Annotated in this window: 13 protein-coding genes; 6 read left to right on the top strand and 7 right to left on the bottom strand. The window is 64.9% G+C overall.

Translation table 11 applies throughout. The features are described 5' to 3' along the window. Positions 1 to 359 precede the first annotated feature (359 nt). Entirely contained in the window at positions 360 to 1,337 is a 978-nt protein-coding gene (locus EXR94_07855) for an NADPH:quinone reductase (GenBank protein ID MSR02637.1), read from the top strand. A gap of 166 nt (positions 1,338 to 1,503) precedes the next feature. Here the strand turns inward: EXR94_07855 and EXR94_07860 are convergent, their stop codons facing one another. The 4 genes from EXR94_07860 to EXR94_07875 form a co-directional block, all read right to left on the bottom strand. Then, positions 1,504 to 1,872, bottom strand: a complete 369-nt coding sequence (locus tag EXR94_07860; protein MSR02638.1) for a hypothetical protein — start codon at positions 1,870 to 1,872, stop codon at positions 1,504 to 1,506. Positions 1,873 to 1,922: 50 nt separating this feature from the next. Further along, positions 1,923 to 2,609: a hypothetical protein gene (locus EXR94_07865; GenBank protein MSR02639.1), complete on the bottom strand. Its 687-nt coding sequence runs from the start codon at positions 2,607 to 2,609 to the stop codon at positions 1,923 to 1,925. Continuing rightward, positions 2,441 to 4,981, bottom strand: a complete 2,541-nt coding sequence (locus EXR94_07870; GenBank protein ID MSR02640.1) for a TonB-dependent receptor — start codon at positions 4,979 to 4,981, stop codon at positions 2,441 to 2,443. Before EXR94_07870 ends, EXR94_07865 begins: the two co-directional genes overlap by 169 nt. A 107-nt stretch (positions 4,982 to 5,088) precedes the next feature. Further along, positions 5,089 to 6,279: an exo-alpha-sialidase gene (locus EXR94_07875; protein MSR02641.1), complete on the bottom strand. Its 1,191-nt coding sequence runs from the start codon at positions 6,277 to 6,279 to the stop codon at positions 5,089 to 5,091. A gap of 160 nt (positions 6,280 to 6,439) precedes the next feature. On the opposite strand from EXR94_07875, the gene EXR94_07880 reads away from it, so the two are divergent. Beyond that, a complete protein-coding gene (locus tag EXR94_07880) occupies positions 6,440 to 6,787 on the top strand; it encodes a hypothetical protein (GenBank protein ID MSR02642.1) in 348 nt (115 codons plus the stop codon). A gap of 2 nt (positions 6,788 to 6,789) precedes the next feature. Here the strand turns inward: EXR94_07880 and EXR94_07885 are convergent, their stop codons facing one another. After that, entirely contained in the window at positions 6,790 to 7,785 is a 996-nt protein-coding gene (locus tag EXR94_07885) for a nitronate monooxygenase (protein MSR02643.1), read from the bottom strand. A gap of 392 nt (positions 7,786 to 8,177) precedes the next feature. Between EXR94_07885 and EXR94_07890 the strand changes: the two genes are divergently transcribed. Beyond that, complete coding sequence (locus EXR94_07890) at positions 8,178 to 8,471, top strand: hypothetical protein (GenBank protein ID MSR02644.1); 294 nt, start codon at positions 8,178 to 8,180, stop codon at positions 8,469 to 8,471. On the opposite strand, the gene EXR94_07895 is transcribed toward EXR94_07890, so the two are convergent. Continuing rightward, positions 8,468 to 8,938 carry a DUF4442 domain-containing protein gene (locus tag EXR94_07895; GenBank protein MSR02645.1) on the bottom strand — a complete coding sequence of 157 codons (471 nt, stop codon included), beginning with the start codon at positions 8,936 to 8,938 and terminating at the stop codon, positions 8,468 to 8,470. The two genes, EXR94_07890 and EXR94_07895, sit on opposite strands and share 4 nt — an antisense overlap. Positions 8,939 to 9,024: 86 nt before the next feature. On the opposite strand from EXR94_07895, the gene EXR94_07900 reads away from it, so the two are divergent. The 3 genes from EXR94_07900 to EXR94_07910 are packed head-to-tail and all read left to right on the top strand — an operon-like array spanning position 9,025 to position 11,492. Beyond that, positions 9,025 to 9,306 (top strand): hypothetical protein, encoded by a 282-nt coding sequence (locus EXR94_07900; protein MSR02646.1) that lies wholly within the window; start codon positions 9,025 to 9,027, stop codon positions 9,304 to 9,306. Beyond that, positions 9,306 to 10,061: a sulfite exporter TauE/SafE family protein gene (locus EXR94_07905; GenBank protein MSR02647.1), complete on the top strand. Its 756-nt coding sequence runs from the start codon at positions 9,306 to 9,308 to the stop codon at positions 10,059 to 10,061. Before EXR94_07900 ends, EXR94_07905 begins: the two co-directional genes overlap by 1 nt. Positions 10,062 to 10,076: 15 nt before the next feature. Beyond that, entirely contained in the window at positions 10,077 to 11,492 is a 1,416-nt protein-coding gene (locus EXR94_07910; protein MSR02648.1) for an MBL fold metallo-hydrolase, read from the top strand. Here EXR94_07910 and EXR94_07915 read toward each other — a convergent pair. Next, positions 11,489 to 12,205: an alpha/beta hydrolase gene (locus EXR94_07915; protein ID MSR02649.1), complete on the bottom strand. Its 717-nt coding sequence runs from the start codon at positions 12,203 to 12,205 to the stop codon at positions 11,489 to 11,491. The genes EXR94_07910 and EXR94_07915 overlap by 4 nt on opposite strands. Between the last annotated feature and the right edge of the window lie 112 nt (positions 12,206 to 12,317).

Here is a 12,317-nt window from a genome sequence, read left to right on the forward strand (position 1 = left end):
GCAATGGTCGGAGGTACTGAAGGAACCCCTGACACCCTTGATCGACCGGTCGTTCGTGTCCGGTGAGCGGGCGACAGTCTGCAACTTCCTGCTCCGCCAGGGCGCCATCGTGCCGACCCATCAGCACAAGAGCGAACAACTGACCTGGGTTCGTCGGGGCCACCTCCGCCTGACGGTCGCCGGCCAACCGTTCGAAGTTACGGCCGGGTCGGTGATTCGGATCCCCTCGGAAGCCCCGCACATGGCGGAAGCGATCGAGGAGACCGAGGCCACGGACCTCTTTGGCCCTCGGCGAGAGGACTGGGCCACTGGGAGTGACCAATATTTACGGCAGGGAAATCAATAGGAGCCGGCTCATCATGCGCGCAATCAGAGTTCACGGGTTCGGCGATCCCTCGGTGATGGTGGTGGACGAGGTTCCCGTCCCCGTCCCCGGGCCCGGCCAAGTCCAGGTCAAGGTCCACGCCGCGGGAGTCAATCCGGTGGAGACCTATATCCGGAGCGGCCGGTATGGTGCCTTGCCGACCCTGCCCTATACGCCGGGCTCGGACGGTGCGGGAGTGATTGTCGGGGTGGGCGACGGACCCAGTGCCTGGAAGGTCGGCGATCGGGTCTTTTTCCACGGCCCGGCCGCGGGCCAAACGGGCGGATCCTATGCCGAGATGACGGTGTGCGAGGCCAATCAGGTCTACCGGTTGCCGGCTCATGTCGGGTTTTCCGAGGGGGCGGCGTTAGGGGTGCCGTACGCCACTGCCTACGTCGGCCTGTTCCTGAAGGCGGCCGCCCAGCCGGGTGAGATCGTTTTGGTCCACGGCGCCAGCGGCGGCGTCGGCACGGCTGCTTTGCAGTTGGCCCGTTGGAAGGGTCTCAAGGTGATTGGCACGGCCGGAAGTCCGGACGGTCTTGAGTTGGTGCGGGCCAATGGAGCGCACTTCGCCGTTGGCCATCGGGAAGCGCTGTATCTCGACCAGATCAAGGCGGCTGCCAACAACGGCCGCGGCCCCGATGTGGTTCTCGAAATGCTGGCCAACGAAAACTTGGATCACGATTTCGATGTGGTGGCCCCCCGAGGACGGATTGTGGTGATCGGAAACCGGGGGCGGATCGAGATCGATCCCCGGAAGATCATGGCGAAGGATCTGACCGTGACCGGGGTGTTCCTATGGGGAGTTGGGGCCGAGGAACTCGCTGCGGTGTACGCCGACATCAGCGCCGGTCTTGAGCAGCGGGCGCTGGTCCCGGTGATCGGCCAGGAGTTGCCGTTGGCCGAGGCGTTCCGTGCGCACGAAGCCATCATGGGCGGTCGGGCCTACGGGAAGATCGTGTTGGTTCCCTGACGCGTCAGTGGATTCCCGATCGACATTGGTGGAAGCGAACCATGGGGCCGCCACAGCGGCTGTGGCTCGTTATCGACGGTCTCGGTGGACCGCCCCGGGCAACTCCGCCGAGGGCGGTTCCGGCGGTGACGGACCAGAGCATTGCCCTATCTACGGTCTTTCGCCTCTAGGGTTTGACCGGCTGGGGTGGCTCGGCGGCCAGCAGTTGATGGATGGCGGAGACGGCGCCGTTGTCGTCGCTCAACAAGATGAGTTCGCTTCCCCAGGACTGAAGCCGGACCGTGCATCGAATTACGGCACGAAGCCGAGCAAGAACCTGCACGGCAGGCAGGTCGTTCCGAAGGATTCTGACACTTTGAAAATCACCCCGTTGGATCGCCGCGCCGCTCTCGTTTGGGAGGTACTCGACGAGCGGTTGGCTCACGGTCGCCATGGCCAGGGCTGCAGAACTCTGCGCGGCGACCGCGGTGATCCGGCCGTGGGCCGTTAGGCCGAGGGCGACGATAAATACCAGAAGCAAAAAGAAAGTGGGCATTTCCGACCCGTGAGTGGCAAGAGAGGTGCCAGGGGTCGGGAGTCTGCCCGTCAGGTGTCGTGGAATGCCGCGGCGGCGGTAATGAACTCTCGGAAAACGTGCCGGGTGTTGGGATCCGTCAATTCAAAGACCTCGGGGTGCCATTGGACCCCGACCAGGAAGTGGTCGTTGGTCGACTCGGCGGCTTCGATCAAACCGTCTGGTGCCACGGCGCTCGCCAGCAGGCTCGGGGCTAAGGTTTTGATGCCTTGGTGGTGCATGCTGTTGACCGGGATTCGGTCCTTTTCGTACCAATGCCGGAGTCGGGAGCCGCGGGTCAACGCCACGTCGTGGGCGAGATGGTCGCGTTCGAATCCATAGGTCGGGAAGTAGTCGTGTTTGATGGCGTTTGGATTCTGGTCGTCGAGATCCTGATAGAGGGTCCCGCCGAGCGCGACATTCGGGTTGTGGTTGGCGTCCGCTTCGCGCTGTTTGGCCAATAGCGCGGCTATCCAGAGAACCAAGACGATAAAGTGGGGCGGGCACGATGCCCGCCCCACTTTATCGTTTGTGGCGAGGTGGGAACCGCTTAGAAACGAGCGGTCAATCCACCAAGGAGGCGGCGTCCGTTGACCGAGCCGCCGAAGATCGAGTACCGCTGTTGGTCGAACAAGTTGTTGGCCGTCACGTAGACCCGCAGGTTGTTGTTGACGGCAAACCCCGCATTGGCGTCGATCGTGCCTTGCGGCTCGATCCACCCGGCGAACACGCCAGCCGCCCAGTCATACCCCTTGACCGCCCGGAAATTCACGCCCAAATCGAGGCCGCTCCGACCGGTATAGGTGACGGCGATGTTGCCTTTCGAGCTTGGCGTGTTGGGAACCAGCTGATCGCCGGCGAGCTGCTGGTTGATGTCGAACCGGAAGATCGTCAGGTTTCCGTCGACCCGAAATTCGTCGGCCAACTGGAGACCCGCGGCAAACTCAAAGCCGTACTGGGTGGCCTTGCCGGCATTAGCGTACGACACCACGACCGCGGTCTTGCCGTCCTCCTGCCGGGTCAGGCCCCGTCCGGCGGTGGCGGTGGCCGGATTGGCAAGCAAGGCGTTTCGCACCGCGCCCTCGAGGGCGGCCCGGGCCGCCGCGGGTACGGCGGCCGGAGCGGTCCAGGCGCCAAAGGTAGGATTGACACCAGGCAACAAGTCGGTGACGAAGTCCCTCAGCACGTTCAAGTAGGCGTCGACCGAGAAGTAGAACCGATCGGTCAGATCGCCGCGATAGCCGATTTCGATACCGGTGTTCTTTTCGACTTGGAGCTTGTTGTTCCCCCGGGCCCGGACCGGGACGGCGGCGGTGTTGTCGAACAGCTGTCCGGCCGGCACGCCGGCGAGGAGGGGGCCTAACTGCGGGTTGGCCCGGAGACCGGCTTCGAGGGCCGAGAAATTGGCCGGTGCGCCGGCGGCGGCATTGAGGAAGAACTCCGAATAGTTCGGGGTCTGGAACGCCTTGTTGAACGTGAACCGGAACGAATGCCGGTCCGTCGGCGTGTAGACGATGGCCGCCTTGGGCGAGAATTGGGCGTCAATCAGGCCACCGAGATCATACCGGCCGGCCGCTACCACTTTGGTCACCTCGCTGAGCTTGTACTCGAACTGGCTGAACAACGCGTAGTAGTTGTCGGTCCGATCGTCATCGAGGCGATTGATCAGGGTTTGCTGGGTGTTGAGGCTGTACTTGCGGAAGGAGCCGCCGAGCACGAACCGACCCTTGTCGCCCGCGAAGGTGTTCTTCTGCTGGCCCTCGACGTGGAAGATGTCGGACCGTTCCTCGAGGCCCGCGCCGGAGGCGAGCGAATACTGCGGCTCTTCCGTTTTCCGGCCGTTCCAGTAGGCCATCACATCGAAGGCCTTGGCGGCGTAGTTGAACCGGGTGTAGGGCCGGACCGACTTGGTGATTTGGACCCGCCCGATGCCGGTGACCGCGGTTTCGTTTTCGGCCAGCGCCATCCCGAACTCGCCGGTAGCGATGTCACCGTTGGCCGTGTAGTAATCGAGCCGGGCCGATCCGTAGGTGCTCTTGACGGGGTCCCGGTCGCCGGTCAGTGCGCCGGTGGCCGGGTCGGCGGTCTGGCCGTTCAGGGCCCGGAGTTCCCGCCGGGAACACGACGAGCAAAAGCTCCGGAAGGTCAGGGAATCGGTGGCGGGCCTGTATTCGGTCTTGAGGGCGCTGCCGTCCGCCAAGGTTCGGGAACGAGACCAGGTATCGCTTCGGTAGTAGCCCACGTTGACTCGGTATCCGAACCGGCCGTCGTACAGCAATCCGGCGTGCCGGAGATCCGCCTTGGCGGTGGAGAGCCCGCCGCCGCCGACGCTCAGTTTGGTGCCGACGACCTCCCGGGCGGAGGGGGTCTTGATGTTGAGCACACCGGCATAGGCATTGGCGCCGTACAGGGCCGAACCGGGGCCCCGGACCAGTTCCATGGAACCGATATCTTCGGTCGGGACCGAGAGGGCGTTCCACTCTTGGTTGCCGAGGAAGCCGGTGGCAACGTCGCGACCATCGATGAGCACCAACACGCGGCGGTTCAACGACGAGTTGAAACCGCGGGTATTGACGTTGAAATCGTTGACTCCGTTTTGGGCCAAGTCCACCCCGGGTACCGCGGCCAAGGCGAGCGGCGCTTGTCCGGTAATCGAGGTGGTCTGGAGGGTCCGGGCGTCGATGACCGACACGGCCGCCGGTGCTTGGGTGGCCCGCTCCGGAGCTTTCGAGGCGGTGGTGACGATCAAGGCATTCAAGGCGATCGGATGGGCTTCCATTTTGGCGTCGGCCGTGGTGCTGCCACCGGCCGTGACCGTGACGGACACTTCGGTTGGCTTGTAGCCGAGCCACCGAAACACCAACGTGTAGGTGCCGGCGGGAACCCGCTCGATCACATAGCGGCCTTGGGTGTTGGTGACCGCCGTGGTGCCGGGGCCGCGGACCCCGACCGTGACGCCGGCCAGCGGGGCGCCATCATCGACTCGGGTGACTTTGCCGGCCACTGTGCCGGTGCTCTGCGCCATGACCGTGGGTGCCGCAAGGACCGCGAGGGCCGCTGCCAGCATGCCTGCCGTACGTAGCAAACGCATGATTCCGTCTTAACCGTGGGAGTGAACGTTAACCCGCGCCGGAACGGGGTTCCGGTTTGGGCCGAAAAAGGTGCACCCCGAACCGAGGGTAGACAAGGGCGAACCGGCTATTTGATCAGACTGACTTTCGTGACCCGGACGCGTCCCGGTTCGCCGGCTTCCGGGCCCGGCTCGGCGTAGGCCACGTAGAGATCCGATCCCACCAGGGCTGTCCGGGGGAATCCACCGTCTCGGGACCGGCTGGTCGTCGCGACTGTCAGGATCTCTCGATCGGGACCCGCCCCGCCAACCGAGCGGACCCGCCAGAAGGCCTGATTGCCGTCGGCCTCGAGCCAAGTCACGACGCCTCGACCTGGGCTGGTCATCTGAAAGTGTATCCGCCCCAATGGGTTACCCTCGTCAATCCGAATCGGCTTTCCGAACGTCCGACCCCCGTCGGTCGAGAAGGCGGCATTGACCTTCGGGACGCCGTTGGCCGCGGTAAACCACGCCACGCCTACGTCGTTGCCCGTGGCGGCGATGGACGGACCGTTCACGGGACATTGTCGCGAAACCCACCCGTCGTTTGCCACCTTCACTGGTTCCGACCACCCGGCTCCGTCCTGGCGGACGACAGCAATGTCTCGGATCTCGTGTTCCGACCGATCCCGGTAGGCCACCACCAACCCGCCCCGGCCGGCGGTCATCGAGACTTGGCAGCACTCGCAGGTTCGGGTATCGAGCGCGGCCTCATCGGAGACGGTTCCATCGGGGTTCCAGAGAGCGGTCCGGACCGACATGGCGCCGGCGGAGTCGGTCATTTGTCGGCCGTCGAGCCAGGCCACGGCCACCGAACCCGAGCTGAGCGGGACCATGGCGACGAAGCCGTGCTCGGTGGCGGAGGTATCGGAATGGACGGTGACCGGTGCCGACCAGGTCCGGCCCCGGTCTCTGGAAGCGGCGAGCTTCACATGATATGCGTAAGCCTTCGTCGCGGTCTTCTCCAACCAATGGACGACCCAGGTACCGGTCGTGGTTTCAGTGATCGAGGGGAAGTCGGCCCAGTTGACGAAGAACTTGTCGCTTTCCGCGATCGTGACGGGGGGAGACCAGGCCCCGGCGGATCGGTTGGCCGCTCGGAGGGCGTAGCGACGGTCCGCTCTCGGTTCGAACCAGCTGAGCATCAAGTCGCCCTTGGAGGTGCGACTCAAAAACGGTTTGCTGCTGCCCGGCGGGCCGGACCATTCGAGGGTGGTTTTTCCACTGGGGGTGCTTCCCCCAACCGCCAGAGCCACGAGGACGATCCACGCTGTTCGCATGGTTCAATATCGCATCGGCCGGCCGGGTCCGCCAATCAGTCGGTGGCGGCCTCGAGGGCTGCTTGGTTGGGCCACCGGGTGTGGCCTTTGGCCAGGTCAGCCAGGGTGGTGTGGCGGAGAGGAACCGAACCACCCGGTCGCCGAGGGCGCTCCAGGCCGCGTGGGCCGGACAGGCGGCCTTCGCGGTGCACTCGGGCTGGCGCTCCTGGTTTGGCTCGGGTGTAAGGTGATCTACGATGGGATCCTCCTGCTCGTTGTCACGCTGTTCCGCGACTACCCGCTCGAGACGCCGGTGCTGATCCTCACGTTCTTGAACCCGGTCGATCTGGCCCGGGTAGTTCTTCTGCTCACGTTCGATGTAGCGATCCTGATGGGGTACACGGGCACTCTGTTTGCCGAGTTGTTGGGGACCGGTCCCGGGATCGCCGCCGCGTTTGGCGTGCTGCTGGCTTGTGCCGCGGTTCCGTTGGTGGCCGGGTTCCGGTGGTTCGGGAAGAAAGACTTCTAACGTTAGGCAGACCGGGCCGCGGCCTCGAATCGGGCCATGATGACGGCCACCGGTTCGATGCGGTGAATCGTGCCGACGCTCATCCCGGCTTGCCAGATGGCCGTCGCGGCATCGTCGGCCCGCCCCTGGCCCCGGATCGAGGTGCGTTTGAGATCCCGAATGGCCCGGAGCCCGAACCAGGCCCGGATCCATTTCTTGGTGCGGCGGCCTGTGAAGAGCCATCGGGCCACCGGGCCGACCTTGGTGCCGATTCGGGCGATGTAGGGCGTCTTGATGACCGCAACCGGTACCCCGCTCAACCGCTCGGTGTGGGTGATGTCGGCTTCGGTTGCCGCGACGATGGCCTCTTTGTAGGCCTCGCTCGCGGTGCACTCCGGGGTCGCGATGAAGCGGGTGCCGAGTTGGACGCCAGCGTAGCCAAGGGTGAGCGCCGCCCCGAATTCCGCTTCGCTCCCAATCCCGCCGGCCGAGACCACCGGCAGTCCGAGTTCGCTGAGTTCCGCGAGGAGTTGTTCGGGGTTCCGGCTGCCGGAGTGTCCGCCGGCCCGGGCGTTGACGGCAATCAGGCCGTGGACCCCGCCATCGCGGGCCTTCTCGGCCCATTTTCGCTCTGTCACATCATGGTACACGACCCCGCCTTGGCGGGTGACGGTATCGACGACCCAGCGGGGATTGCCGAGTGAGGTCACGAAGAATCGAATGCCTTCCTCGAGGGCGATGTCGACCCATCGCATCATCCGGTCGTGATAGGTCTTGGAACTGGTCTCGATCAGGGCGTTCATCCCGATCGGTTTCGAGGTGAATCGGTTGATGAGTTGGAGGCCGGCACGAAACTCGTGGCCATGGACGTAGGTCAGCGCGATCGGTTGGACGATCCCGATGCCGCCGGCCTCGGACACCGCGGCGACGAGTTCGGGGTTGCTACACGGGTACATGGCGCCGCCGATAATCGGGAGGGCAATGCGGGCGTGAGCGGTGAGCGGGGTCTCGAGGCGCATGGAACCGGCAATTTAGCGCGGTTGGCCCCGAAAACCCGGCCGCTCCCGACCCGCTGCCGTTACGGCCGACGGCGAAGCTGCTGCTTGGCTCGGGGCTTCTGGGCCTTGGCGGCGATGTTCGCCGCGTTGGCGGGCAGTGCCGCGGCCCGGGCCGCTTTCTTCTTTTCGAGAATCGCCCGGAACGCCGCTACGTTCGGATCATTCGCAGGGTCTTTGGGAGGTTTTGGCATGCCTCCAAAGTAGTAGATTTGGCGGACCCCCTCCAGCCAAGACGACGAATCCATGAAACTGCTTTGTTGTTTGATGGTGGCCGCCGGGCCGGTGGCCGCCCAGACCGGCCCCGTCGCCCCCGTTGACCAGTCTGGTTGGACGGCCGGCGAGTGAGCTCCGGGATGTCGTGGCCCGCTACTCATCCGACCGCCGGGCCCTCGGCCGCCAGTACGACCTCGAAGCCTCGGCGGTGCGGCGGCGCGCCATGGCGCGCTTCGATCGGGCGTGGCTCAAACAAATCACAGCCATCGGCTTCGACTCCCGCCGCGACGGCGAAGACCCTGGCCGCCACCAAGGCGTTTCACGACGCCATCCTGCAATCGGGGCACCTGCCGGTCGAGTTGGTCCGGGCCGGTTTGATGAAGCAACCGCCGCGGGGAGATTTCGAGCCCAGTTGGCGGTTTGCGGGTTTCTAGGCGCGGGCCAGGCGCCACACGGTGGTGACCCGGCAGACGACATCTCCGCTCTGGTCGGTAATGGTGGTCTCCACGCGGTGGTCGACCGGGAGGTTCCCAACCGGGGGCACCGTCACGCGGGCGGTGGCGACCAGTGGGCCGCGGGCTTTCTTGAGGTAGTCCGCGGCAATACTCGTGACGATACCCCGGATGTCCGGAGGGAGGGCCAAGGTCATGGCGAGTCCGCTGGTCATCTCGCCGGCGTTGACCAACGCGACCGCATGCACCGACCGGAGGTGGTTCCGGAGGGCACGCCGGTCGTTGATCGTGACGCGGCAGTGGCCGGGCTCGAGTTCTTGGACCGTGGCTCCGATCGAGCCGCTGTACGGCACGAACCAACCGAACAGACGGGAAAAGATCCACCGGCCGGCTGGGAGACCGATACAACGGGTCCAGAGGTTGGCCAGTTGTTCCTGCCGAGACGCCATACTGGTCCTTGGGTGGGGCGGAAGTAGATACTAACCGGACGTCGGCGCTCCCGAAGAGGGGTCGGCCAGGGCACATTTCAGGCTCAATGCCTGAACCCACCGCGGCCCAGACGATTTCGCTCATCGGCATTCTGGTCGAATTGGGAGCGTGTTTGCTGTTCACCACGCTGGTCCTCGGGCTCCGCCGGGAAACAACGCCTCGGCCTTACTTCATTCATTGGTCATGGGCCTGGTTGGCGCTGTCCGTTGCGTTGGCGGCGATGGCGGAGTTTCTGGCCCGGCTCAAGACCTCTCACTGGCAGAAGCCATTCGATCTCCGGGTGTTGGTCCAGCTGGTTGAGCGGTTTCGGGTCGGGTCGGAATCGTGATGGCCCTGGTGGGGTTCGGATTGGCCGTCGTCGTCGGCGTCGTGCTCGGACTGCTCGGCGGCGGCGGTTCGATCATGACCATTCCGGTCTTGGTGTATGCCTTGGGTGTCCCGATGAAGCAGGCTGTGCCGATGAGCTTGATCGTGGTTGGGGTGACGAGCATGGTTGGCGCGGTCAGCCATCATCGGCGGGGCAACGTCCGATGGGAGGCGGCCCTGAGCTTCAGTCCGACGGCGATCCTGGGGGCGTTCGTGGGGGCCCGGTTGGCCCATTTGGCGTCGAACCGGGTTCAGCTCGTGGTCTTTGCCTTCCTGATGCTGGCGGCCGCGGTCTCGATGTTCTTCGGTCCCGGGATCTGGCAGAACCCGGTCGGCCCGGCCAAAACCCAGATCAGGCGTCCTTTTCCGATCATCGCGGCGTTAGGTTTAGGGGTGGGGATGTTGACGGGCCTGGTGGGGGTCGGTGGGGGATTCCTGTACGTGCCGGCCTTGGTCCTGCTTGGCGGGCTGGCGATGAAGGACGCGGTCGGGACCAGCCTGATCCTGATCATCGCCAGCTGCTTGGCCGGGTTTATCAGCTACCTCGGTACGGTCCGTCTCGATTGGAGCGCCACCGGGTTGTTTACGGTCCTGGCGATTGTCGGGGTGGCGATCGGGAGCCGGCTGACGAGCATGGTCCCCCAGACGGCGCTCCGCCGGGGGTTTGCGGTGTTGTTGGTTTTCATGGGATTGCTGGTGTTGTTCAAACCCAGGTGATGGATCAGGAGAGTCATGTACTTTCGTCGTTTCTACGATGAGCAGCTCGCCCAGGCCAGCTATTTGATCGGCTGCCAGGCCAACGGAACCGCCATCGTGATCGATCCCGCGCGGAGCATTCAGCCGTACCTCGAGGTCGCGGCGGCGGAAAGATTCATGATCGTCGCGGTGACGGAAACCCATATCCACGCCGATTTCGTCTCGGGGATTCGGGAACTGGCCGTGGCCACCAATGCCCGGACCTATGTCAGCGGTTGTGGTCCCGCCGACTGGCAGTACGAGTTTCGGGAGGCGTCGGATGTGACGGCCCTGGGCGATCGGAGCGTCATCAAGATCGGCAACATCACGATCACTGCGGTGCCCACGCCCGGTCATACACCCGAGCACCTGTCGTTCCTGGTGACGGATGGCGCGGTGGCCGAGGAACCGATCGGGGTGATCACCGGCGACTTCGTGTTCGTCGGCGATGTTGGCCGGCCCGACCTGCTGGAGAAGGCGACGAAGATTGCCAACACCGCGGAGGCCGGGGCCCGGGATCTCTATCGAAGCCTGGCCTGGTTCAAGACCCTCCCGGACTACGTCCAAATCTGGCCCGGACATGGCGCCGGGTCGGCCTGCGGCAAGGGACTCGGCGCGATCCCCCAGTCCACGGTCGGTTACGAACGCCGGTTCAACTGGGCGTTCGGGGTCGAGTCTGAAGACGAGTTCGTTCGTCAGGTGTTGGCGGGGCAACCGGAACCGCCCCGGTACTTCGGCCGGATGAAGCAGGTCAATCGGGCCGGCGCCGCGGTGCTCGGCCCGCTCCCGCCGGTGCCGTCGCTCAACTCGGCGGCGTTCAAGCGCCATCTGACCGCAGGTGCGATGGTGGTCGATACTCGGCCGAGTGAGGAATTTGCCGCCGGGCATGTTCCGGGCACCATCAATATTCCACTGTCGAGGAACTTCACGACCTATGCCGGGTCAGTGCTTCCGTATGACCAGGAAATCTGCGTGGTGCTCGTCGATGCTACAGTCGGCGAGGCGGTGGCGCGGAATCTCCGAGCCATCGGCTTCGACCGGATCGGCGGTATCATCGAGGCGACGGTGGTCGACGCGTGGAAGGGCCGCGGCAACACGCTCGGAACCGCGACCGAGCTGACCGTGGAGCAACTGGCGGACGGCTCGCCGGTCGACCGATTGGTGATCGATGTCCGGAATCGATCGGAATGGACGGCAGGGCACATGGGCCATGCGACCCTGATCCCTTTGCCGGAACTGCTGGAACGATTGGACGAGATCCCGAAGGACGCCGATATCCTGTTCCACTGTCAGACCGGCAGCCGGTCGACAATTGCCGCGAGTGTGCTCCGGTCTCGGGGCTACGAGCGGGTCACGAACCTGATCGGCGGCTTCAGCGCCTGGGTCGGGATGGGCGGCCGGATCGAACGTTAGGCGACAACGTCGCTCACCAGCCCATCCCGAAACCAAGTCCCAACCAGGGTATTGAACCGGTCGGGCCACTGCCAGTTCCACGTGTGTACCCCTCCCGAAATAAAGCTACCGCGGGCATTCGGCATCAGGGCCACCAATCGGCCCACGCTCTCCCGGATCTTCCGGTGCTCCTTGCTGCCCGCAACCACGAGCACCGGGTGGCGGCGCTCGGCCAGGGCGGGCGGGGGCCGGAACGTCGTGACATCGAGGATCATCTGGTGAAGTGGTCCGGCCTCCAAGCGCCGGACGTCCGCTAGCAAGCTGGGGTAGTCCTCCGGCGGCACGGCCATCATCTTCGCCGTCAGACGGACCAGCGGTCCGAGCTTGCCAATGGGGAGCGTTAGAGCCGTCAGCCCGGCAAGGGCCCGAGCTCCGGCGATTCCAGTGGCCAAGGTGCCGCTGACCAGCATCTGGTCAATGGCGTCGGGGTCCTGGGCCAATAACTGGAGAGCCACGACGCCGCCGAGGCTCAGGCCGACGACGTGCGCTTTGCCTCCGGGCACCTCGTTCTTGATGACCCTGGCCACGGCGTCGGCCGCGTCGGGCACTGAAATCCAGGGCGCTCGTGAGGCCCCGTGGCCCGGAAGCTCGACGGCCAGGCCCTTGAATCCGACCAGTGACGCAAGCTGCTGCCGCCACATCCAACTCGAAATGCCGGCTCCGTGAATGAACACGATCGTCGGCTCCTTGTCAGTGGGCGTCCCGCGCGATACGTTCTCGCCGTGCGGTACTCCCGTCGTCGCTCCAGCCCCATTGCCCAAGCCATCACTCCGTTGTTGGCCCTCT

Source organism: Gemmatimonadota bacterium, from assembly GCA_009692115.1.
In the GTDB taxonomy this organism is placed as follows: domain Bacteria; phylum Gemmatimonadota; class Gemmatimonadetes; order Gemmatimonadales; family GWC2-71-9; genus SHZU01.

Bases quoted from the DNA above. Each gene is read 5' to 3' on its own strand.
- EXR94_07855 (MSR02637.1), top strand. From the start codon at position 360: ATGCGCGCAATCAGAGTTCACGGGTTCGGCGATCCCTCGGTGATGGTG.
- EXR94_07860 (MSR02638.1), bottom strand. From the start codon at position 1,872: ATGCCCACTTTCTTTTTGCTTCTGGTATTTATCGTCGCCCTCGGCCTA.
- EXR94_07870 (MSR02640.1), bottom strand. From the start codon at position 4,981: ATGCGTTTGCTACGTACGGCAGGCATGCTGGCAGCGGCCCTCGCGGTC.
- EXR94_07875 (MSR02641.1), bottom strand. From the start codon at position 6,279: ATGCGAACAGCGTGGATCGTCCTCGTGGCTCTGGCGGTTGGGGGAAGC.
- EXR94_07885 (MSR02643.1), bottom strand. From the start codon at position 7,785: ATGCGCCTCGAGACCCCGCTCACCGCTCACGCCCGCATTGCCCTCCCG.
- EXR94_07890 (MSR02644.1), top strand. From the start codon at position 8,178: ATGTCGTGGCCCGCTACTCATCCGACCGCCGGGCCCTCGGCCGCCAGT.
- EXR94_07895 (MSR02645.1), bottom strand. From the start codon at position 8,938: ATGGCGTCTCGGCAGGAACAACTGGCCAACCTCTGGACCCGTTGTATC.
- EXR94_07900 (MSR02646.1), top strand. From the start codon at position 9,025: ATGCCTGAACCCACCGCGGCCCAGACGATTTCGCTCATCGGCATTCTG.
- EXR94_07905 (MSR02647.1), top strand. From the start codon at position 9,306: ATGGCCCTGGTGGGGTTCGGATTGGCCGTCGTCGTCGGCGTCGTGCTC.
- EXR94_07910 (MSR02648.1), top strand. From the start codon at position 10,077: ATGTACTTTCGTCGTTTCTACGATGAGCAGCTCGCCCAGGCCAGCTAT.